The sequence below is a fragment of the Chthoniobacterales bacterium genome (assembly GCA_039930045.1).
GTDB lineage: Bacteria > Verrucomicrobiota > Verrucomicrobiia > Chthoniobacterales > DASVRZ01 > DASVRZ01.
On sequence record JBDSQB010000003.1, the window covers coordinates 152,680 to 173,086 of the forward strand.

General features: G+C 56.8%; 22 protein-coding genes and 1 tRNA gene. 6 read left to right on the top strand and 17 right to left on the bottom strand.

The window, feature by feature from the left end; all coding sequences use genetic code 11:
- Window positions 1–30: 30 nt before the first annotated feature.
- The 9 genes from dnaE to ABIT76_03775 form a co-directional block, all read right to left on the bottom strand.
- A complete protein-coding gene (gene dnaE / locus ABIT76_03735; GenBank protein MEO7932252.1) occupies window positions 31–3,438 on the bottom strand; it encodes a DNA polymerase III subunit alpha in 3,408 nt (1,135 codons plus the stop codon).
- Window positions 3,439–3,500: 62 nt separating this feature from the next.
- On the bottom strand, window positions 3,501–3,941 hold the full coding sequence (locus ABIT76_03740; GenBank protein ID MEO7932253.1) for a hypothetical protein: 441 nt from the start codon (window positions 3,939–3,941) through the stop codon (window positions 3,501–3,503).
- Entirely contained in the window at window positions 3,908–4,333 is a 426-nt protein-coding gene (locus ABIT76_03745) for a phage holin family protein (GenBank protein ID MEO7932254.1), read from the bottom strand. Before ABIT76_03745 ends, ABIT76_03740 begins: the two co-directional genes overlap by 34 nt.
- A 24-nt stretch (window positions 4,334–4,357) precedes the next feature.
- Window positions 4,358–4,774 (bottom strand): hypothetical protein, encoded by a 417-nt coding sequence (locus tag ABIT76_03750; GenBank protein MEO7932255.1) that lies wholly within the window; start codon window positions 4,772–4,774, stop codon window positions 4,358–4,360.
- A 114-nt stretch (window positions 4,775–4,888) separates the two neighbouring features.
- Window positions 4,889–5,107, bottom strand: coding sequence for a translation initiation factor IF-1 (gene infA, locus ABIT76_03755; protein MEO7932256.1), 219 nt, complete (start codon window positions 5,105–5,107; stop codon window positions 4,889–4,891).
- A gap of 56 nt (window positions 5,108–5,163) precedes the next feature.
- Window positions 5,164–6,207, bottom strand: a complete 1,044-nt coding sequence (locus ABIT76_03760) for an acyl-CoA reductase (protein MEO7932257.1) — start codon at window positions 6,205–6,207, stop codon at window positions 5,164–5,166.
- Entirely contained in the window at window positions 6,204–7,217 is a 1,014-nt protein-coding gene (locus ABIT76_03765; GenBank protein MEO7932258.1) for an acyl-protein synthetase, read from the bottom strand. Before ABIT76_03765 ends, ABIT76_03760 begins: the two co-directional genes overlap by 4 nt.
- Window positions 7,214–8,215, bottom strand: coding sequence for a M23 family metallopeptidase (locus ABIT76_03770; GenBank protein MEO7932259.1), 1,002 nt, complete (start codon window positions 8,213–8,215; stop codon window positions 7,214–7,216). The genes ABIT76_03765 and ABIT76_03770 overlap by 4 nt, the downstream gene beginning before the upstream one ends.
- A gap of 1 nt (window position 8,216) precedes the next feature.
- On the bottom strand, window positions 8,217–8,936 hold the full coding sequence (locus tag ABIT76_03775) for an ABC transporter ATP-binding protein (GenBank protein ID MEO7932260.1): 720 nt from the start codon (window positions 8,934–8,936) through the stop codon (window positions 8,217–8,219).
- A 106-nt stretch (window positions 8,937–9,042) separates the two neighbouring features.
- Here ABIT76_03775 and ABIT76_03780 point away from each other — a divergent pair.
- A tRNA-Gly gene (locus tag ABIT76_03780) sits at window positions 9,043–9,117 on the top strand.
- A gap of 86 nt (window positions 9,118–9,203) precedes the next feature.
- Here ABIT76_03780 and ABIT76_03785 read toward each other — a convergent pair.
- The 5 genes from ABIT76_03785 to ABIT76_03805 all read right to left on the bottom strand — a co-directional run bounded on the left by ABIT76_03785 (window position 9,204) and on the right by ABIT76_03805 (window position 13,659).
- The gene (locus ABIT76_03785) at window positions 9,204–10,808 is read right to left on the bottom strand and encodes a CTP synthase (protein MEO7932261.1); all 1,605 of its coding nucleotides are present in this window, start codon (window positions 10,806–10,808) and stop codon (window positions 9,204–9,206) included.
- A gap of 56 nt (window positions 10,809–10,864) precedes the next feature.
- Window positions 10,865–11,596, bottom strand: coding sequence for a 3-deoxy-manno-octulosonate cytidylyltransferase (kdsB, locus tag ABIT76_03790; GenBank protein ID MEO7932262.1), 732 nt, complete (start codon window positions 11,594–11,596; stop codon window positions 10,865–10,867).
- Window positions 11,593–12,210, bottom strand: a complete 618-nt coding sequence (locus ABIT76_03795) for an HAD family hydrolase (GenBank protein ID MEO7932263.1) — start codon at window positions 12,208–12,210, stop codon at window positions 11,593–11,595. Before ABIT76_03795 ends, kdsB begins: the two co-directional genes overlap by 4 nt.
- Window positions 12,211–12,215: 5 nt before the next feature.
- On the bottom strand, window positions 12,216–13,217 hold the full coding sequence (locus tag ABIT76_03800) for a PfkB family carbohydrate kinase (GenBank protein MEO7932264.1): 1,002 nt from the start codon (window positions 13,215–13,217) through the stop codon (window positions 12,216–12,218).
- A gap of 97 nt (window positions 13,218–13,314) precedes the next feature.
- A complete protein-coding gene (locus ABIT76_03805) occupies window positions 13,315–13,659 on the bottom strand; it encodes a hypothetical protein (protein ID MEO7932265.1) in 345 nt (114 codons plus the stop codon).
- On the opposite strand from ABIT76_03805, the gene ABIT76_03810 reads away from it, so the two are divergent.
- From ABIT76_03810 to ABIT76_03825, 4 genes are all read left to right on the top strand, one after another.
- Window positions 13,649–14,875: an aspartate kinase gene (locus ABIT76_03810; GenBank protein ID MEO7932266.1), complete on the top strand. Its 1,227-nt coding sequence runs from the start codon at window positions 13,649–13,651 to the stop codon at window positions 14,873–14,875. The two genes, ABIT76_03805 and ABIT76_03810, sit on opposite strands and share 11 nt — an antisense overlap.
- A 670-nt stretch (window positions 14,876–15,545) precedes the next feature.
- A complete protein-coding gene (locus tag ABIT76_03815; protein ID MEO7932267.1) occupies window positions 15,546–16,328 on the top strand; it encodes a hypothetical protein in 783 nt (260 codons plus the stop codon).
- Between the two features lie 104 nt (window positions 16,329–16,432).
- Window positions 16,433–16,951 (top strand): hypothetical protein, encoded by a 519-nt coding sequence (locus ABIT76_03820; GenBank protein MEO7932268.1) that lies wholly within the window; start codon window positions 16,433–16,435, stop codon window positions 16,949–16,951.
- A gap of 349 nt (window positions 16,952–17,300) precedes the next feature.
- Complete coding sequence (locus tag ABIT76_03825; protein MEO7932269.1) at window positions 17,301–17,924, top strand: SGNH/GDSL hydrolase family protein; 624 nt, start codon at window positions 17,301–17,303, stop codon at window positions 17,922–17,924.
- A gap of 41 nt (window positions 17,925–17,965) precedes the next feature.
- Here the strand turns inward: ABIT76_03825 and ABIT76_03830 are convergent, their stop codons facing one another.
- Complete coding sequence (locus tag ABIT76_03830; GenBank protein MEO7932270.1) at window positions 17,966–18,280, bottom strand: hypothetical protein; 315 nt, start codon at window positions 18,278–18,280, stop codon at window positions 17,966–17,968.
- 113 nt (window positions 18,281–18,393) lie between these two features.
- On the opposite strand from ABIT76_03830, the gene ABIT76_03835 reads away from it, so the two are divergent.
- On the top strand, window positions 18,394–19,041 hold the full coding sequence (locus ABIT76_03835) for a DUF1294 domain-containing protein (GenBank protein MEO7932271.1): 648 nt from the start codon (window positions 18,394–18,396) through the stop codon (window positions 19,039–19,041).
- Window positions 19,042–19,047: 6 nt separating this feature from the next.
- Here ABIT76_03835 and ABIT76_03840 read toward each other — a convergent pair whose 3' ends face one another.
- Window positions 19,048–19,308, bottom strand: a complete 261-nt coding sequence (locus ABIT76_03840; protein MEO7932272.1) for a hypothetical protein — start codon at window positions 19,306–19,308, stop codon at window positions 19,048–19,050.
- A 72-nt stretch (window positions 19,309–19,380) separates the two neighbouring features.
- Window positions 19,381–20,349, bottom strand: a complete 969-nt coding sequence (locus ABIT76_03845; protein ID MEO7932273.1) for a ketose-bisphosphate aldolase — start codon at window positions 20,347–20,349, stop codon at window positions 19,381–19,383.
- Window positions 20,350–20,407: the final 58 nt, after the last annotated feature.

Sequence of the window (20,407 nt, forward strand, 5' to 3'; positions counted from 1 at the left end):
GCCTCGGGTGAATAAAGACGCGACCGCGAACTAGATCAGCCAGCCGTTGAGCGCGAGGCGAAGTTCCTCGCTGTCCTGAACGTGGTATTTCGTGCCGGTGCGCATGACCACGCGCTCGCCCGTGCCGAACTGGAAATTCAGGATCACAGGCGTCTTTCCGGGGTAGCGATGGAGCGTTTCGCGGAGGCGGGCGAGTTCTTCCACTTCGAGAAGTTCGTGCTGCATGGTGAGTCGAATGGAACTCCCCTTGGTTTCTTTGATGACTTTGAATTCGCTGGCGACGAGCCGCGGCTTTTCCTCCCGCTTGTCGAGTTTGGCCGTAATCACGAGGACTTTTCCGACTTCAAGGAGCTGGCCGGATTTGGAAAACGTCTCGGGCCAGACCATGATTTCGGCCTGCCCGGTGAGATCTTCCATCTGGCAGATGGCGTAGGGTTTGTTCTCTTTTTTGGTGAAACGCTTCTCGACGCTGGTCAGCATTCCGGCGGCTTCGATGATGGATTTGTCCTCCATTTCGCGCATCAAAGCCGTGGTGACATAGCCGCCATTTTCGAGCGTCTCGCGCCAGGAATCGAGCGGATGGCCAGTGACGTAGAAACCGAGAAGTTCCTTTTCGGCAGAAAGACGTTCGGCCTGGCTCCAAGGTTCGACGTGCGGCATTTCGGCCAAAGTCGTCGGAGCCGGAGCGGACGAAAACATGTCGAAGAGCGAGACCTGGCCCGAGGCTTTGTCGCGATGAGCAGAGGCCGCGGAGGCGAGAGTCGATTCGACGCTGGCGAAGAGGACGGCGCGGTCAATTTTTGTAAAATCGAAAGCACCGCAGCGGATAAGACTTTCGATGACGCGCCGATTAGCGGACTTCGAGTCGATGCGACTGCAAAAATCCTCCAGTGATTTGTAACTCCCCTCTTTTTCGCGTTCAGCGATGGCGGCTTCCATGGCGGCTTCTCCGACGTTTTTGATGGCGGCGAGTCCGAAGCGAATGGCCGGTTTTCCCTCAAAGGTGGAGGGGCGGAATTTGAGCAGACTGCTATTTAAGTCAGGCGGCAAAATGGTGATCTTCATCCGCTGGCATTCGGCGACGAAAATGGAGATTTTGTCGGTATTGTTGACTTCGTTGCTGAGCAACGCGGACATGAATTCGAGCGGGTGATTCGCTTTCAGATACGCCGTCTGATAGCTGATCCAGCCGTAAGCGGCGGCGTGGGATTTGTTGAATCCGTAGCCGGCAAATTTCTCGAGCAAGTCGAAGATTTCGTCGGCAAGTTTGGAATCGACGTTGTGATGCTCAGCGCAACCGGCGACGAAGAGTTTGCGCTCCTTGGCCATTTTCTCGACGTCCTTTTTGCCCATAGCGCGCCGGAGATTATCGGCACCGCCAAGGGTGTAGCCAGCCATCACGCGAGCGGCCTGCATGACCTGTTCCTGGTAGATCATGATGCCGTAGGTGTCGCCGCAGACTTGCTGCAAAAGCGGGTGGGCGTATTTGATTTTTGTCTGCCCTTTTTTCCGCTTCACATAGTCGGGAATGAACTCCATTGGGCCAGGCCGGTAGAGCGCACTGAGCGCGTAAATGTCGTCAATCGTCTGGAAGTCGAATGAGCGGCACCACGACGCCATGCCGCCGTCCAACTGGAAGATGCCGATGATTTCCGCGCGGTTGAGGAGATCGAAAGTCGGCTGGTCGTCGAGCGGGATGTTGGCGATGCGGAAGCTGTCGTCGCTCTGGCGGATGAGGTCCTCGGCGTCACGAATGATCGTGAGCGTTTTCAGGCCGAGAAAATCCATTTTTAACAAGCCGAGATCGGTCAGCGGACCCATGGCGTATTGACTGACGATTTCGCCGTCGCTGCTCTTGGAAAGCGGGATGTAATCGGACAAATCGCGGTCGCTAATGACGACTCCTGCCGCGTGAACGCCGGTGTTGCGCGAGAGGCCCTCGAGCGTGGTGGCGTATTCCCAGAGCTGCGCGGTGGCGGGCTCGGTCTCGATGGCTTTTTTGAGATCGGGATTTTTTTCAGCGGCTTTTTTTAGAGTCATCCCCAAGTCCAGCGGGATCATTTTCGCAATCCGGTCGCCGTCGCCGTAGCTGTAACCAAGGACGCGACCGACATCGCGCACGACAGATTTCGCTCCCATCGTGCCGAAGGTAATGATCTGGGAAACGGCGCGATGGCCATATTTGTTGCGGACGTATTCGATGACTTCCCCGCGCCGCTGCTGGCAGAAATCGATATCGATGTCGGGCGGGCTGACGCGCTCCGGGTTCATGAATCGCTCGAAGAGGAGTCCGAATCGAATCGGGTCAATATCGGTGATTTTCATGACGTAGGCGACCATCGCGCCCGCAGCCGAGCCGCGTCCGGGTCCCACGGGAATGCCGTTTTGCTTGGCGTAATGAATGAAATCCCAAGTGATGAGAAAGTAGTCGATAAAACCGGTTTTGACCAAAATGGTTAGCTCATATTCGAGGCGCTCACGCAGCTCGGGAGCGGCGTTTTTGCCGTAACGATCCTCGAAGCCTTCCCAGCAAATCTTGCGCATGGTTTCCTCGGCGGTCATGCCATCGGGGCACTTGTAGGCGGGATATTTCGTGCTGGTGTCGAGGGTGACGTTGCAGCGCTCGGCAATGGCCAGCGTGTTGCTGATCGCCTCCGGCGTGTCGGCAAAAAGCGCGGCCATTTCGTCGCCGCTCTTAAAGTAAAGCTCGGGCGAATAGTGCATCCGTTTCTCGTCCTGCACCATCGACTGGGTGCCGATGCAAATCATCACGTCATGCGCCTCGTGCTGGGCGCGGGTGAGAAAATGGACGTCGTTCGTAGCGACCAGAGGAAGATCAAACTCGGCTGCAAACTGCTTCAGGATCGGGTTGCATTTGGCTTGCGCCTCGATGCCGTGATCCTGCAATTCGATGTAGAAATTCTCCTTCCCAAAAATACCGATGAACTCCTGAACCGACTGCCGTGCCTTGGCCGGATTTTCGGCGATGAGCGCCTGGTTGATCTCGCCTTTAAGGCAGCCGCTCAAGCCGATCAAGCCCTCGCTGTGTTTGGCGAGGAGTTCCTTGTCGATGCGCGGCTTGTAGTAGAAGCCATCGATGTGCGCGGCTGAGACGAGTTTGAGAAGATTGTGGTAGCCGGTGTTGTCCTTTGCCAGGAGGGTGAAGTGATAGGTTTCGGCGCGAGCCGTGGCGGCCTGTTTGTCGAGCATCGATCCCGCGGCCATGTAAACCTCGCAGCCCACGATAGGCTTGATGCCGTATTTTTTGGCAGTTTGGACAAATTCGACGACGCCATACATATTGCCGTGGTCTGTGATGGCCACTGCGGGCATGTTCAATTCCTTCGCCTGCTTCATCAGGTCTTCGATCCGAATCGAGCCGTCGAGCAGCGAATATTCGGTGTGTTGATGAAGATGAACGAAGGGCGCGGCAGACATGCCGTCAATCTATCAGAGATTTAGCGGGCGGAAAAGAAAACCCCTCTCGTTTTCCGATCCGGCTAAGGCACGATGGCCGGAGAAACACCCGTCGCAGCGACTCTTTGGCTCGCCCTGCGTTTCTCGATTTGCGCACGAATCTGTTCGGTAATCAGCTTCTGCAAATGCGGGCGGACTGCCTGGAAAACCAAGCCTAACAACGCAATGGCGAGCCCGCCTTTCGCCTTTCCCGCAGATTCTGCTTCGGCTTTGGTGCCTTTGCTGGCACCCGCTTTGATGTAAATTTTTTTCTTCCGCGCTGGCAGCTTGGCCAGTACCAGTCCAACCAACGCTGCGGAACCCAGCCACGTGGTCAGATTGCCACGAATCGAAGTCTGTAGGCGGCGGCTGACATTCGCCGACGCTGCCAGGCTGCGTCCCGCATGGGCCAGACTGTGGCGCGATGCGGCGGCACGATCGGAGAGTTGTTTTAAACGGTGGTTGTAGTGCTCTGCTTCAGCCATTGGGAGTCTTTCTTCAATTCAGCGATAGTCGCGGGGAACCAAGCGCCGGTGAGAGATTTTTTCGCAAAAAGCAATCCGCCAACGGTGATCAGCAGCATTGCAACGCCACTGGCGAGCAACGCCAAACCCCAGCCCCAGCCAGCTTTGACGGCCAGCACGTAGATCAGGCTCAAACTCAAATAGAGAAACCCGGACGACAGACACATCAGCGCCACTGCAACAGCGATCAGTGCGGCGACCACTTTTTGGGAGGCTGCCTTGGACTCCAGCCCGGCCAATTCAAATCGAACCGACGCGTATTCCGTAATCGCGCGAAGGATCAATTGAAGCGACTCGATCAACCCAGGCTGACGGTGTGCAAACTCGCCCGGCATACCAGAATTCGGGGCCATGTCGCAGTGTGTTTGCGAGTTGTCTTACTTGCGGAGAACGAGGCCGAGAACGAAACCGGCCGCCAGCGCGCTGAGCACAGATTTTGTCGGATTCGCGCGAATGTATTCCTCGCTGTCCTCTTGGAAGGTGCGGGTTTTCTCGCGAGCCTCCGTCCATTTCTCGGTTGCTTTTTCGCGAATCTCGCCGGCTTTTGCGGTCGCGGTTTGTTTGAATTCCTGCGCCTTGGCAGTGGCCGTCTCCTTCAACTCAGTCGCTTTCGCTGTGGCAGCTTCCTTGAGTTCGCCCGCTTTTTCAGTTGCGGCTTGCTTGAGCACACCGGCAGCCGACTTCAATTCGTTTGCAGCGGCGGCAGCGTGATCTTTGCCAGTTTCAAATTTGCTTTTGGCCTCGGCGGTGGCTTCAGGATCGAGGATGGGTTCGTTGATTGGATTGTTGGACATAAAATTAGCTCCTTTTAACTTGGTTTAGTATGAAACTAAGCCGCGTCGGCTGCCGTTGGCAAGCTTCGACTGTCAATTTCTTTCAACGATACGCACATGATTGCGCACCCGGATTTACTTTGCTCGAAAAACGATGCGGGCCTTCGTCAAATCGTAGGGCGACATCTCGACTTCCACTTTGTCGCCGGGAACGATGCGGATGAAATGTTTCCGCATTTTGCCGCTGATATGCGCCAGGACATTCACCCCGTTGGGCAGATCCACGCGGAACATCGTCCCGGGTAGAACGTCCGTTACCATACCGTCTGTCTTAATTGCTTCTTCCTTGGCCATAGCCGCCTAATCAAGAGAGAAAGCGCGTCACTGCAAAGGAAAAACGTGTGACTTTCTCATCCAGCACCCTGACGCCGCACTAATCGGCCCAGTGCCGGAAACCCATCCTGCTGCCATGTCGGCTGGGGAAATTGCATGTCGCCGACCGCGCACAGCCGCGACGCACCTGAGGATTTCAGTTGGATTCTATTCTTCGAGGAAAAGGGCCAGAAACCCAGCGTGCTCACACTTGAAGCTAGTTCTCCCAGATCGGGGACATCCGAAAAAATCTGCAAACTTACATGCCGGTGCAGGCAGCTCAGCGGCGGCGTTTTTTGCCGACTGAGTTGCACGCCCCAGACGGGATCGTCCGTGCTCAGCCAGACGCGATTTCCCTCGTGCTCGACCGTCTGCCACTCCGCCGACAAGCGCCAGCGCGCCACGCTCGCCGCGTCCTCGAAGCTCAAGGCCGCCGTGGGATTTCCCTGCCCATAACGCCCCAACTCCGCTGTCAGCCGAGTTCCATATTCCTCAACGTCGATGGAGTCATGGAGCCAGACGATCTGCGCGGAGAGGCAGCCCATTTGATCGTAAAGGCAGACGTCGCGAACCAGCGAAGGAATACTGGAAAAATCATCATCTGAAAAAATGACCGCGCCGCTCCAGCGGTTGCCATAACCCGCAAAAATCTGGCCGGGTTTCGTTTCGTTGCGAAACTTCTCCACTGTCGCGTCGCTGCCGAAAACAACCACCGCATCCGCCATTTCCAGCCAGTGCGGCAGCAACGTCGGCGAAACCTTCACCAGCATCCGCAACGGCTCTGGCAGTGCCTTCACAAATTCCTCAAAACGCGGCAGCCCGGCACCCGGCGTTTTGCACCAGTTCAGGCTGCCCAGAATCAGGCCGCGGACGAGCGATTGCATCCCAGCCATCGCGGTGTTTGCGCTGATGATGTGCAGCAGCCGGCGCGGCGGCAGAACGGCTCCCGTTTCCAGTGCGTCCTCCGATCCGAGTTCCAGTCGGATCAGTTCCAATAACGCAGCCTTGTCTCCGAAGGCTCCCATCTCAGGAAACCGGGCCACCACAGGCACGAGCCACGCCACTCTTTCGCACGCCGTCATCGGTTCAGTTGATCGTCCGCGCTGCGGGAACAGCCCCGCGCCAGCGCAGCCGGATCGCGCCCGAGTAGAATGAAACCCGACTCCTGCCGCACAGCCAGATCCTCCGTCTGAATCGCTAGTACCGAGCCGATATTCGCCAAGTCGAAGAGTTGCAGAATCCCCGTTTCACCCACCGCGACTTCGCGACCGGTGAGCGGATGCACCACGCGCTCGCGAATCCACGGACCTGAAAGATGCGGACGCCCCAGCCCGTGTGTGTAAAACTGCGAGGAAAGCTCGGTCATGCCGTATTCGTTGAGAATGGAATCTAACTCGACTCCAAAAAACTCCGACAGTTGCCCGTAAAAATCCTCCTTCGACAAGCTGCGTCCACTTCCTTTGTAGCCGCCCGTTTCCAGAATGTGACTGACCGCTGGCAATGTTAGTGCCATGTTAGCTTTCTCCATGAGATTAAAGAAGGCGAGCGCGGTTCCTAACAAGAGAACGGGCTCGCTGCCGATGTCGTTGCGCAGCCGTTTTTCCTCCAGGATTCCGCAGCGCATATAAAAGCAACTCGACTCATTTTGAGCCAGACGCCCCATCATATGACTGAGGGACGAATGGGGCGCTTCCTCTGGCGATGGTGTTAGCACGAGCTTCGTGAGGTGATCCACTTTCAATGCGCTCCAACCCGCCTCGATGGCAGCGTCATAAAGTGTTAGATCGCGAAAATAATGGCTGCCAAAACCTTCGCCCGTCGTTCCGCTAGTGCGGAACTCGCGCACGGCCATTTCCATTGGAAAAGTGGTGAGTCGCGAGGACTTGAAAGCCTGCTGCGGCACAGCGGGAATTTGCGTCCAGTCAGCCAGTGCTTCATCCACTCCACGCAGACGGCAGAATCGCTGATACGGCGCATTTTTTCGAAACTGAAACGCATGAATCGCCAGCGCCAGTTCCTCAAAAGTCCCCTCGCCTTTCTGGATAAAACTGAGGACGGCTTCCTGTAGTTTTTCGTATTCGTCCGCGATCATTTTTCTCCGAATAGCGCCAGATACTTCATGCCCTCCGCTGTGAGTCGCAGGGTTTTCCCAGAGCCTTGCAGATAGCCTTTGGTATAGAGCCCGACCGGTGCGCCAGCGGGCCGCGCCCAAGATACGAATGGAACTCCTATCTGCTGCTCCACGCTGGTGATTTTCACGGGCAGACCCGAGCGCAGAAACGAGATCTCCGCCGCCTGTCCCGAACGAAAGCCTTGTGCCATCCACGGATAGCGTCGCGCCAGTTCCACGGGTCCGGGCGCTGGCACTTTCACACGATAAAAAACGTCTTCTTTGGCCAGAAACGCCGGGATGGTGAGCGTCTTGTCCTGATGCGATTTGGTTAGGAAATTTCCGACGTCGATGCCGGTGAGATTCATTCCATTGTAAACTCCATGCGGGTTGGGCTCGCCTCTAAAATTGGCCGAATGCCAGGCGTCGAAGTTGTTGGTTAGAAAGAGATTGATCTCGAAATGAACGTGGGCGCGAACGATGTCGATCCCATCGCCGGTGAAACCTAACAATCCAATCGTTTGCCCTTGGCGCACGTGGTCGCCAGCTTTTACATCGGCGCGGTTGAGATGGGCGTAGAGCGAGAAATACGGACAGCCGTCCCAGTCGTGTTTGATAACAATATAGCGGCCATAGTTAGAAGCGCCGGGGCGCTCGTTAACATACATCACCACGCCATCGGCAACGGTTCTAACCAAGTCCAGAGGGACGCCTTTTCCGTCGCGGTGCAGCGGCTTGATGTCCACGCCTTCGTGCATCCGTTTGAAGAGGAGCCCGTCGCTTGTCCGCACGGGATCGCGCACAAAACCGTATTGGCCGCCCTGCCACGGATAGGAGATCGCGCCCTCGAAGTTGCGCTGCACATATTGATAGAAGTCCGCTCCGCCGCCGCGATAGATGGCGTCGTTTTCCGTGGGCAAAACCAAGTCGATGGCTCGCACGGCGGTGATGGTTAGGAAAAAGAAAAGGAGGAGTTTCATTTCAATCTCCGACCAGTTCGAGAAACACTTTTTCCAGCGCGCCTTTTTCGGTGCCAAGTCCCTTCAATTCGTCAACGGTGCCCAGCGCGATGACCTGGCCGTGATTGATGATCGCGACGCGGTCCGCGACTTCCTCGGCGACACTGAGTTGATGCGTCGAAAGAAAAATCGTCGTGCCAGCAGCGGAGCGTTTTTTGAGTTCCTGCTTCACGATGGCGGCGTGGCGCGGATCGAGCCCGACCATCGGTTCGTCGATGATGATCACCTTCGGATCGTGCAGCAGCGCGGAGGAAATTACGACGCGCTGGCGGGTGCCGTGGCTGAGATTTTCGATGAGCTGATCGCGGTGCTCATTGAGATGAAACTGCTCGAAAAGGGCCTCGGTTTTTTCGCGAATCGACGCGCGATCCATCAGGAAAAGCTCGCCAACGAAACGCATGAATTCGACCGGAGTCAGCTTGTCGTAGAGAAATGGAAAATCGGGCACGTAAGCGATGACTTTTTTCGCCTCGGCGGGATCGATTTGCATATCGAAGCCGCCGACGATGGCACGGCCCGCAGTCGGTTTGAGCAGACCGGCGAGCATCTTGATCGTGGTGGTTTTGCCCGCGGCGTTGGGGCCGAGAAAGGCGAAAAATTCCCCCTGCGGAATGTCCAGATCGATCCCGCGCACCGCCTCCAGCCGGCCATAATTGCGGGTGAGCCCCTCGATCCGTATCATGCTGCAAGACTTCACACCAAGTCGCTTTCAAGCAAAGTCATTTTGCCAAAAAACATGCTTGCGCCGCTTTTGTTTTGGTTCATAGTCCTGCTCTGCTTCAAAAAAAGCGGGCGTAGCTCAGTGGTAGAGCACTTCCTTGCCAAGGAAGACGTCGAGAGTTCGAATCTCTTCGCCCGCTCCATTTCTCCTTGAGAATGGCGACACAAAAAAACGGCTCCGAAGAGCCGTTTTTACATGCGACTTTGAGTCGTATCTGACGGAGGAAATTTATTCCATTCCGTGAGCGAGGACGGCGCGCAGGAAGCCTTTGAAAAGCGGATGCGGCGAGGTCGGTTTGCTGCGGAACTCGGGGTGATACTGGCAGGCGATAAAGAAATCCTCGCTCGGGAGTTCCATCATTTCCACGAGATCGCCGTCGGGCGATGTGCCGGAAATGACGTAGCCCTTGGCCAGCAGTTGTTCGCGGTAATGCATGTTAAACTCGTAGCGATGCCGATGGCGCTCGAAGATTTTGTTCGTCCCATAAACCTTCTCGGCGAGCGTGCCGGGTGCGATTTCCGTGGGCCAGGTGCCGAGTCGCATGGAGCCGCCTTTGTCAGTGACGTCCTTCTGTTCTTCCAGCAAGCAAATGACCGGATTTTTGCAATCTTTGTCGAACTCGGTGCTGTTGGCGTCCTCAAGTCCGACGACGTTGCGCGCAAACTCGATCGTGGCGACCTGCATTCCGAGACAGAGGCCGAGATACGGCAAATGATTCTCGCGGGCAAAGCGAGTGGCCTGGATTTTGCCCTCGACACCGCGGTCGCCAAAGCCACCGGGAATGATGACGCCGGCGACGCCGCTGAGGATTTCGTCGGCGCCATCGGACTCGATGTCCTCGGCATCGACTTTGAGCAGATCGACACCACAATCCTGGCTGGCGGCGGCAATGGTGAGCGACTCGTAAATGGATTTATAGGCGTCCTGCAAGTCGATGTATTTGCCGACGATGGCGACTTTGACTCGCTTGCGAGGATAGATCACGCGCTGGACAAATTTCTTCCAGTCGGCCATTTCCGCAGGCGGCGTTTGCAGGTCGAGCAACTGGCAAACCGTCTCGTCCAGTTTCTCCTGCTGAAGCATGAGCGGGAGTTCGTAAATCGAGTGATCCACGTCGCGCACTTCGATGACGGCCTTGCGCGGAACGTTGCAGAAAAGGGCCAGTTTCTCGCGAACGTCGTCGCCGAGAGGGAGTTCTGTGCGGCAGAGGAGGACTTGCGGTTGAATGCCGATTTCGCGCAATTTGGCGATGCTTTGCTGGCTCGGTTTGGTCTTCAATTCGCCCGCCGCCTTAATGTAAGGCACGAGGGTGACGTGCATGAAAACGACGTTTTGCGGGCCGACTTCGAGTGCAAACTGCCGGATCGCCTCGAGAAAGGGCAGCCCCTCGATGTCGCCCGTCGTGCCGCCGATTTCCGTGATGATTACGTCGCACGGCTGGACCGCGGCGAGCCGGTAGATGCGGGCCTTGATTTCGTCGGTGATGTGCGGGATGACCTGGACGGTTTTGCCGAGGTAATCGCCCCGGCGTTCCTTGCCTAGGACGGTCTCGTAAACCTGGCCGCTGGTGACGTTGTTGGCGCGAGTGAGAACAGTATTGGTGAAACGCTCGTAGTGCCCCAAGTCGAGGTCGGTCTCGGCGCCGTCATCCAGCACATAGACCTCGCCATGCTGGAAAGGATTCATCGTTCCGGGATCGACGTTGAGGTAGGGATCGAATTTTTGGAGAGACACTTTGAGCCCGCGATGCTCCAGCAATGTGCCAAGCGATGCCGCCGCCAAACCCTTCCCCAAAGAACTGACCACACCGCCGGTAACGAAGATATATTTCATAAAAGCAGCACCTTAAATGCGCTATCGCACCGGCAAGTTCAAGCCATTCCCCGGATTTATCTGCTCCAACCCAAGGCGCGCTCGACGATGGCCACGTCTTCGGGCGAATCGACGCCCTGTGCTTCGTGTTCCGTGATCAAAACCCGGATGCGCGCACCGTTTTCGAGGGCACGAAGCTGCTCAAGCTGCTCGGTTTTTTCGAGGGTGGATTGCGGCCAACGGACGAATTGCAGGAGAAAATCGCGCCGATAACCGTAGATGCCTTGATGCCGGTAAACGACCGGACTTGCACCCAGATCGCGCTGATACGGGATGCGGCTGCGCGAGAAATAGAGCGCGTCGCCATTCTGCGCGAGGACGACTTTGACGACATTCGGGTTATCCAACGCCGCCGGGTCGGCGCTAACCGTCGCAGCGGTGACCATTTCCAGAGTCGAGTTGCATCGTAATGTGGCGGCCAGTCGGTCGATCAAATCCGGGTCAATCAGCGGTTCGTCGCCTTGGATGTTGAGAACGGCCTCCGCTTCGAGACCTTGCGCCACTTCCGCCAGACGGTCGCTGCCGCTGGGATGATCGGGGCGCGTCATGGCCACCTCAGCTCCGAAATCAGCAGCCGCGTCAGCAATTCGCTCGTCGTCGGTGGCAATAATCAACCGGTCGAGTTCTTTTGCCTTGGCGCATTGCTCCCAGACTCGCTGCACGAGCGGTTTTCCCGCGATCAAGGCGAGCGGTTTGCCGGGGAAACGAGTCGAGTTCCATCGCGCTGGGATGATTCCGACAATGTTCATTTCACCACGATCCAATCGACGGCCGCTGCGACGTCGCGCACTCGGTAATCGGGCTGGCATTCCTGGTCTGCACCGTAACCCGTCGCGACGAGGATCGTCTTCAAGCCCGCCGCCTTGCCACACTCGATGTCGCTCGCCTTGTCGCCGATCATCCACGAGCGAGTTAGATCGATATGGAAGTCGCGCACGGCCTCCTCGATCATCCCGATGCAGGGCTTGCGGCGCGGCGTGGGCCGGTCTGGATGATCCGGGCAAAAATACGTCCAATCGACCAGTTCTGGGCCGACCTGAAGAAGAAATTCGTTGTGAACTTTCTGGTAGTCCTCCTCAAGAATCAAGCCACGGCCGATGCCGGATTGATTCGTGATGATGATGGTCAGATAACCATCTTTGCGCAGCCGGTGCAGGCTGTTGGAAGCATTGGAAAACACCCGGACGTGCTTTGCCTTGGTGCAATAACCGACCTCCTCCATGAGAGTGCCGTCGCGATCCAGAAAGATGGCGGGCTTCGCTGTATCGAAGTCGGGGCGTTTGGGGGGATCAGCGCGAAGATTGTACTTAAAGAGTGGCGGGGGGATGCGTTTTTTACGCAGTGAGGGGATGTCAGGGTTCATGGGATTCAAGGAGAATGACGCTCGAAGCTGGCGAGCAATTCAGCGGGCGTGAGTGTGGCGGTGCCGAGTTTGCCGACGACGACGCTGCTGGCGTGATTGGAAATTTCCGCCGCCTCACGGGCGGTCGCACCGGAGGCCAGCGCGAGGGTAAAGAGCGCAATCGCCGTGTCCCCTGCCCCCGAGACATCATACACTTCCTGCGCGCGGGTCGGGATGTGATACGGCTCCGCGTCGCGCTCGAAGAGAACCATGCCATTCTCACCCAGCGTGATGAGCAGATGCTGCGTGTGCCATTTTTCGAGCAACTTTCGGCTCACTTCGGAAAGGCGCGACGACGCAGTGAAATCGAAGTCGGGATCGTTTTCCTCGATGCCGGCGCAGCGAAACGCCTCGGAGCGGTTCGGCTTGATCGCCGTCAGCGAGTTCCAGTGCAATGGGTTTTTCGGATTCGGATCGGCGGTGACGATTTTCCCCGCGTCCACGATCAATGCCGTCGCGCGGGTGACAAATTCCTGCCCCAGCAATCCCTTCGCGTAATCCTCGAAAATCACCGCATCCACCTCGGGTAAAATCTTCTCCAGGCAACTTAACGCGTGCTCCATTTGTCCGGAAGCGGGTGCCGTCAGTTGCTCGCGATCCACCCGCACCAATTGCTGCTGACGGGCCACGATCCGGGTTTTGACAATGGTTTTGTAGTCCGCGTCCTCAAACAAACAACGCAGGTCGAGCCCCAACTCGAGCATAAGCTGGCGAAGCTGCGCGCCATGCCGGTCCGTGCCGATGATGCCCATTACGTGGGCCTCGTCGCAAAATTCCTTGAGATTGCGGGCCACATTCGCCGCGCCGCCGGGATAGGCCGATTCGCCGCTCACCTCCACCACGGGAACGGGTGCCTCGGGCGAAATGCGGCTCACTTTCCCCCAGATAAACTCGTCGAGCATCACATCGCCAATGACGAGAAGTCGCTTTTTGCGAAAAGCCTGCAACAGCTCCCCGATCCGTTTCATTTCCATACGAAACAGTGTGCAAAGAGCCGGGTCAGCAAGTCAACACACAACCTGTGGCTCCGTTGCAAACTCCTTTGCCCCAGCGACTTTCCGACTTTCAGCGCAGATAACGCCTCGTTGCCTGCCGGGTGTATTTGTCCGACGTGTGGAGCCGATACGCCTCCTTCAACGCCTTCGCGGCCGAGCGGTCCGATTTCTTTTCTAAACTAATGCGGGCCACATCTGTGGAAAGTGGAGTCGTATTCAAATGTGTGGAGCTTGTCCTAACCATATATCGCAGCGTGAAGTCCCCTTGCTTTAGCAATTTCTCAGCCAGATAACCCCCGGAATTGGCCAAGGTCGCGAAAATGTTACATTCGAGGCCGGTGACGACGCCCTGACGCCAGTTTGCACTGGAAATACTCCGCGATTGGTGCAATCTCCACGTCCCCGTGAGTCTCATAGTCCAAAAATTCGGCGGCACATCCGTCGGCACCACTGAACGCATCCGCAACGTCGCCCAGCGCGTCCTCGCCACCCAACGCGAGGGCCATCAAGTCGTCGTCGTCGTCTCCGCGATGTCTGGCGTCACCGACAATCTCATCAAACTCGCCCGCGACGTTTCCACTTCGCCCACTGAGCGCGAGATGGATGTCCTCCTCGCGACCGGCGAGCAGACCACCATCGCGCTCACCGCCATGGCGATCAACGCTCTCGGCGGTAAGGCCATTTCCCTGACCGGTGCGCAGGCTGGCATCACGACCGATGGCGTGCATACCAAGGCCAAGATTTCCAACATCACCCCGCGTCAGTTGCATCAATATCTTGATTCGGGCCACATCTGCATCGTCGCCGGCTTTCAGGGCGAAACGGCGGAACGACTCATCACCACGCTGGGCCGTGGCGGCTCCGATCTCACCGCCATCGCACTCGCGGCGGCGACCAAGGCCGACCTTTGCCAGATTTTTACCGATGTGGATGGCGTTTATACCGCCGATCCGCGCATTGTCCCGACCGCGAAAAAGATCCCCGAGATCAGCTACGACGAAATGCTCGAAATGGCCTCCACGGGCAGCAAGGTCATGCAATCGCGCAGTGTCGAATTCGCGAAAAAATTCGGCGTCCTCTTCGAAGTTCGCAGCAGCTTCAACAACAACCCCGGCACCCTCGTGAAAGAAGAAACTATGAGCATGGAAAATGTCGTCATCCGCGGCGTCAGCGTCGATCGCAATCAAGCCAAAATCACCATCACCGGCGTGCCCGATCATCCCGGAGTCGCCGCGCGGCTCTTCACCGCGATTGCCGACGCCACGATCAACGTCGATATGATCGTCCAAAACGTCTCCAGCTCCGGCGCGACCGATATTTCATTCACCGTCCACAAAGACGAACTGCCGAAGATCGAAACCACCCTGCGCCCGCTCGTCGCAGAGGTCGGCGCCAAGGGATTCACCGCCGTCGATGGCATCGCCAAGCTTAGCGTCGTCGGAATCGGGATGCGGAATCATTCCGGCGTTGCGGCGAAATTGTTCGAGACCCTCAGCAAAGGCGGCATCAACATCCAGATGATCTCCACCAGCGAAATCAAAATCTCCGTCATCCTCGACGAAGCGAAAATCGTCGAAGCCGCCAACCTCGCCCACGAAGGCTTTGGCCTGGGCCAGTCAGCCGCCGCCTGAGTTTCAGGCGACTTCCATTTCTGAACTCGAATAATGGGTTGAAGAAGCCTCCGCTGCGCGAAAAGAAGTCTTGGCAGAGCGATAAATAAGGAAGTCAGAGCGTTAAAACTAGTAGTTAGATTGGTAAAACCTGGACTCAGACAGCCAAAACTTAGCGTCAGACCGCTAAATATTGGAGTCAGACCACTAAAACTTAACGTCAGATCGCTAAAACTTGGCGTCAGGCGGCTAAAACTTATAGGCAGAGCGCTAAATCTTAACGTCAGATTACTAAATACTGGCGTCAGCTTCATAAAATTGGCCAGTAGATGCCTATACATCGTCAGCAAATGGCCAACGACAGGCGGCATTTTTCTAAATCTGAGCGTCAGGCGATCCAGCTACCATGACCGCCTGCCATTCCAGCCCAGACCCGTAGGGTCGGCCTATCTATAGCCAGTCGAGTTCCAATGCATTCAGGTCCGTAGGACCGGCATGGGCCATTGACGACGCTTACCGATGCCGCACCTACGGCGCTCCGGCTTTTCTCCCGTCGCATTTTCTATAGATAGGCGACTCCTACGGAGCCCATGGCTATCCGCAGCGCTCGCTCCCGGCGGCGATTGGTCTTTATTGGTCAATCTTTCAAAAAATCCTGTTCAACGCAGCTGCCATGCTGCATTCTCCGCACATGACTGATCCTGCTTCTCCTTCCGACCCCGCTCCCGAACCCAAAAAACGCAAGGCCCGCGGCGTGCTGAGTACCCGGTTGCTGAAACAATTGACCTCCGATGAGGAAATCTTTCGCGCCACCATCGACGAAATGAGTGGCGACGCTTCGTTGACCACCAAACTCGCCCAGCATTGCATCGACCGCGATAATACCGTGCCGATTACCCCGGCGAGCCTCGCCGTGGTCCTCAAGCAAGTCGCCGACGCCCGTCAGGACGGGGCCAACACCACCTCCAAACGCGCCGCCCTCAACAGCATCACCGGTGGCGAAAACACAGATGCCAAGACGGCCATCGCCGCCATTCGCAACGTGCAAAGCCGGGCCAAGGGAAAGTATGAAGAGGCCAATCCGGCGCGTCTTACCGCCTATTACGTGGGCAAACCGCTCAAGACCCGGCCGCAAATCACCCAGGCCGGCGCGGCGGTCTTCACCCTGCTGCGCACGAAGGACGATGACGGCCAACCGGTCGAGCCGCAGGACACTTTGCCGGGCTTCGACCAGTCAAAAATCGACCAGTTGGAGGCCGACTTGGGGAGTTATGGTGGAGTGCAGACGCGTCAAAGCGGAGCGCGCAAAGCCGCTAGCGATGGACGGCTGACGTTCGAGGAAAGTTGCGCCCAGGTGGGCCGTCGCCGCCGCAAACTGCAACTAGCCATCGATGCCGAGCGCCCTCACACCGACCCGAACAACGCCCCCCTCCGCACCCGCCTCGGTCTGCCCACTGACGGGACCGTTGCGTAAGGAGAGAATGGAAGTCGCATCCGTCGGAAGGTGGTAAGCTCTTCGTTGCAGATGAAATTTTCCGTCTATAACCTGTTAGGCCACTCGACATCCTCAAAATTTTAATGAAACCTAAAAAAGGTGAGCTTGAAGCAGCCGTAGAATTTAGCTTACACGTTTGCCAACGTGGAGAAGCTGACTGGCCTTCAATATGCCAAGAGCTATGTGTGTTTGACCAACAGTTTGCTTCGTTCGTAAGTAGCAAAAAAGCAGCATACGAATTTACTCTTTCAATAGTCTCAGTCCAATTACATGCCGTTACGAATCTGTTTGAGTCGGCACAAAGCGGAAGGATTCGCTCACATGTTTTGGAGTGTTTTACCAATGAGGAAGTTGGGAATTATCCTGTAGAAGCAATCGCTGCTTACGATGCAGCTTGGGATGAAGCCTTTGCTCAGAGAGAAGCACCTTTTGGAGCAGTTGCTGCCGTTCTTTCTCATAAATTGGGATTGAAACCTAACCTTATTTTCGCACGTGTAACTTTATTTAATCCGATTATTCTATCAACACTTGGCATGGTCATTTTTAGATTTGAGGCTGGTTGGTGGAAGAAACACATTGAAGCGTATGACACCGTGGCCTAACCCCTATGAAAAGTGTCAAGTTAAGGTTTCCTCGTTCCCAAGTTGCACTTGGGAACTCACTTGTCGGTGCAGTTGCACTGCCTTTGAGGGGATAAAGCGGTAGCCGGTGTTGTCGCGGACTGTGTTTGTCTTTCCCGTAGGAGCCAAGCTACCGGGACACTGGCATTACCAAGTGCAACTTGGTAACGAGGAGAAGAGCATTGCCGATGCAGCGAACCGGCTCCGCGCATGACGGCATCTGCGGCACACGTTGCGAAAAGACTTCCTCTCATTTCCTCGCTGTCTAATCTACAGGAGTTCATTTGAGTTCCATCGCACTGGTCTCACCAACTTCAGCCATCCCCTTCTTATGCCTCTCCAATCTGACGACACTTTGCTCTTTATCGGTGACAGCATCACAGATTGTGGCCGTGACAGGCAATCGGACGGCCCGGACAGTCTGGGCGGCGGCTATGTGAATGAGATTGCCAGGCAACTGGCCATGCGCCAGCCGCCCCACGAAGGGTGGATTCGCAATCGGGGGAATTCCGGCAACAGAATTTACGACATCGAACAGCGGCTCGACGCGGATTGCCTCTCGCTCCAGCCGTCGGTGGTATTTATTTTGGCTGGCATCAACGATGTGTGGCGGAAGTTCGACAGCGGGGTGGTTTCCGAGATCGCGGAGTTTCAGGCGAGCTTTCAGCGCATTCTGGAGCGGGTCCGTTCTGAAATCGGCGCGCGAATCGTGATTCTGGAGCCGTTTCTATTGCCCGTCCCCGAGGACCGGCGCGCGTGGAGAGTGGACTTGGACCCGAAGATTCATGGCATCCGCGAACTGGCTGCGAAATATGCCAGCGTCTATGTGCCTCTCGATGGATTGTTTGCCGCCGAATGTTGCCACAGCCCTGCCGCTCATTGGCTGCCCGATGGCGTTCACCCCTCGGAAGCGGGTCATCAATTGATCGCGCAGGCAGTGCTTTCGAGGCTTTGAGCCGCGGCTTCGGGTCGGAGAACTCTCGAGTTTGATCCGACTCAGTCGGCCTTTTCCTCGGCTTCCTCGCCGAGTGCGACGATGTCGCCGTCCTTAAAGAGGATGCCCTGCAAGACTTCGCGCCAGAGAGGTTTCTTGCGCAGGAGAAATTCCAGATCCATCCCGAAGTGTTTGAACTCCTCCTTCTGCGCGTTGGCCATGATGGCCTTGGCGGTCTTGTCTTTCTCCAGCGACATCCGCTGTTCATACCAGCCGATGGCCTCCGCCTCTTCGGTGAGCGAGACTAACATGCGGGCAAAAGTGCGGGTTTCCTCGGACAATTCCGACGGCGGCTCGTGATATTGGTCAAATCCCATGGAAGTCTTATGGACTGGACGAACGGGATGTCAATTTTTTGGCGGCGTTCGCTTGCGGGAACACGGAGTTTTTTCGTCTGGTTTCCAGAGAGGTTTCTGATGAAATATGGCCCATGTCGGAATTGGAGACGGCTCGGTTAATCGAATGGGTGCCGGGGAAAAGCTTCGGGTATCTGCTTCTCGAATCGAGGCGGGTGTTTCTGCATAGAAACGACCTGGCGCGGGGTTATCTGCGACCAAAGCCGGGCGATCTGGTTCGGTTTACGCTGGGCGTGGATGAGCTGGGAAGAGTCTGCGCGAAGAATGCGTTTCCCCTCGGCAATCGCGTCGCGGAGGTGCCGGAACCACGTTCGAGCCGGGCGCATCGACTGCATCCCGATACGGTGGGATTTCTCCTCATCCTGCTGTTTGCGCCGGTTTGGGCGGTGTATCGACTCGATTTCCACCGCGACCTCGCGGCCATTCTGGCAGTGGCGCTTTCGGGGATCACTTTTCTAACTTACCTGCTCGACAAGGGACGGGCCAAGTCGGGCGACTGGCGAATACCAGAGGCGACGCTGCACCTTTTAAGCTCGATGGGCGGCTGGCCCGGAGCGTTTCTCGGACAGCAATTTAGCCGACATAAAACGGCCAAGGTGAGTTTCCAGAGCGTCTTCTGGCTGACGGTGCTCGTTTACGAGTTTGCAGCGATTGATTTCCTGCTCCATTGGAAAATTTCCCGCGCAACCGCTGCGCTGGTCTGGAGCTACCTCGGTAAATGAGTCGAGTTAGACCGAGGTCGAACCCATTTCGCCGGTCTCGGAGTCCTGGAAGAGGCTGGCTTTGTAGCCGCCCTTTTGCAGGGCGTCGATGATAGCGTCGTGATGGATGGTGGCGGGGCGGAAGGAAACCCAGATGCCGCGTTCGATGATGCGGACGCCTTCGACGCCGCGCAGTTTCTGAAGGATTTTGCCCGCCTTGGCCTCGTCCTCGGCGGTGTTGAGATTCGGAACGGCGAGATCGAGTTCCTCGAATGCGTGTGTGCTCATGTGTCTAGGAAACGTCCGGTCCGGTGGGGGCGGTCTTGGCTTTCATTCGAGTTCCAATCGACTGTAACTCGCCTATTTTCCGAGCGCGGCGCGAATCTCGGGGATGCGGCCAGCGGAGCCGAGCTTCTCGCCACGGCTGACGATAAATTTGCGATATTCCTCGATGAAGATTTTGCCGGGAGGGCGGAAGTCAAATTCTTCGGGTTTGTCGCGGAAGAATTCGCGGTGCACGCGGGTCCAGACGAGGCGTCCGTCGGTGTCGATGTTGACCTTGGTGACGCCGAGCTTGGCGGCGGGGAGGTATTCATTTTCGTCCACGCCGACGGCGGAAGGATCGAGTTTGCCCCCGGCGGCGTTGATGCGGATGACTTCGTCGTGAGGAACGCAGGAACTGCCGTGCATGACGATGGGAGTCGGAGGCAGGCCGGCGGCGGCGACTTTGTCGCGAATGGCTTCGATGACGTTGAAGTGGAGCGATTGGTGGCCCTTGAATTTATAAGCGCCGTGGCTGGTGCCGATGGCGGCGGCGAGCGAGTCGCAGCCGGAGCGCTGGATGAACTCGACGACTTCATCGGGGTTCGTGAGGCAGGCGTGGCCCTCATCGACGACGATGTCTTCCTCGACGCCGCCGAGTTTGCCGAGTTCGGCTTCGACGCTGAGGCCCTTGGCATGGGCGCGGTCAACGACGCGCTTAGTGATGGCGATGTTTTCCTCAAAGTCCTCATGCGAGGCGTCGATCATGACGGACGAATAGAAGCCGGAATCGATGCAGTCGTAACAAGTCGCCTCGTCGCCGTGATCGAGATGCACCGCATAGATCGCCTCGGGAAAAATCTCTTCTGCTGCGCGAATGATGCCCTCGATCATGCGTTTGTCGGTGTAATTGCGAGCGCCTTTGGAAAGCTGGATGATGAAGGGCGATTGAGATTCCACGCAGCCTTTGAAGAGGCCCATGGTTTGCTCGGCGTTGTTAATGTTGTAGGCACCGATGGCATATTTGCCGTAAGCGAGTTTGAAGAGTTCTGCGGTCGTAACGATCATGGACGGAGTCTCATTGGCTGCGTGCCGCAGGGCAAGCCGCAATTCGCTTTTTTCTAGG

Coding starts and splice junctions, on each gene's coding strand:
- dnaE (MEO7932252.1), bottom strand. CDS start 3,438: ATGTCTGCCGCGCCCTTCGTTCATCTTCATCAACACACCGAATATTCG.
- ABIT76_03740 (MEO7932253.1), bottom strand. CDS start 3,941: ATGGCTGAAGCAGAGCACTACAACCACCGTTTAAAACAACTCTCCGAT.
- ABIT76_03745 (MEO7932254.1), bottom strand. CDS start 4,333: ATGGCCCCGAATTCTGGTATGCCGGGCGAGTTTGCACACCGTCAGCCT.
- ABIT76_03750 (MEO7932255.1), bottom strand. CDS start 4,774: ATGTCCAACAATCCAATCAACGAACCCATCCTCGATCCTGAAGCCACC.
- infA (MEO7932256.1), bottom strand. CDS start 5,107: ATGGCCAAGGAAGAAGCAATTAAGACAGACGGTATGGTAACGGACGTT.
- ABIT76_03760 (MEO7932257.1), bottom strand. CDS start 6,207: ATGACGGCGTGCGAAAGAGTGGCGTGGCTCGTGCCTGTGGTGGCCCGG.
- ABIT76_03765 (MEO7932258.1), bottom strand. CDS start 7,217: ATGATCGCGGACGAATACGAAAAACTACAGGAAGCCGTCCTCAGTTTT.
- ABIT76_03770 (MEO7932259.1), bottom strand. CDS start 8,215: ATGAAACTCCTCCTTTTCTTTTTCCTAACCATCACCGCCGTGCGAGCC.
- ABIT76_03775 (MEO7932260.1), bottom strand. CDS start 8,936: ATGATACGGATCGAGGGGCTCACCCGCAATTATGGCCGGCTGGAGGCG.
- ABIT76_03785 (MEO7932261.1), bottom strand. CDS start 10,808: ATGAAATATATCTTCGTTACCGGCGGTGTGGTCAGTTCTTTGGGGAAG.
- kdsB (MEO7932262.1), bottom strand. CDS start 11,596: ATGAACATTGTCGGAATCATCCCAGCGCGATGGAACTCGACTCGTTTC.
- ABIT76_03795 (MEO7932263.1), bottom strand. CDS start 12,210: ATGAACCCTGACATCCCCTCACTGCGTAAAAAACGCATCCCCCCGCCA.
- ABIT76_03800 (MEO7932264.1), bottom strand. CDS start 13,217: ATGAAACGGATCGGGGAGCTGTTGCAGGCTTTTCGCAAAAAGCGACTT.
- ABIT76_03805 (MEO7932265.1), bottom strand. CDS start 13,659: ATGAGACTCACGGGGACGTGGAGATTGCACCAATCGCGGAGTATTTCC.
- ABIT76_03815 (MEO7932267.1), top strand. CDS start 15,546: ATGACTGATCCTGCTTCTCCTTCCGACCCCGCTCCCGAACCCAAAAAA.
- ABIT76_03820 (MEO7932268.1), top strand. CDS start 16,433: ATGAAACCTAAAAAAGGTGAGCTTGAAGCAGCCGTAGAATTTAGCTTA.
- ABIT76_03825 (MEO7932269.1), top strand. CDS start 17,301: ATGCCTCTCCAATCTGACGACACTTTGCTCTTTATCGGTGACAGCATC.
- ABIT76_03830 (MEO7932270.1), bottom strand. CDS start 18,280: ATGGGATTTGACCAATATCACGAGCCGCCGTCGGAATTGTCCGAGGAA.
- ABIT76_03835 (MEO7932271.1), top strand. CDS start 18,394: ATGTCGGAATTGGAGACGGCTCGGTTAATCGAATGGGTGCCGGGGAAA.
- ABIT76_03840 (MEO7932272.1), bottom strand. CDS start 19,308: ATGAGCACACACGCATTCGAGGAACTCGATCTCGCCGTTCCGAATCTC.
- ABIT76_03845 (MEO7932273.1), bottom strand. CDS start 20,349: ATGATCGTTACGACCGCAGAACTCTTCAAACTCGCTTACGGCAAATAT.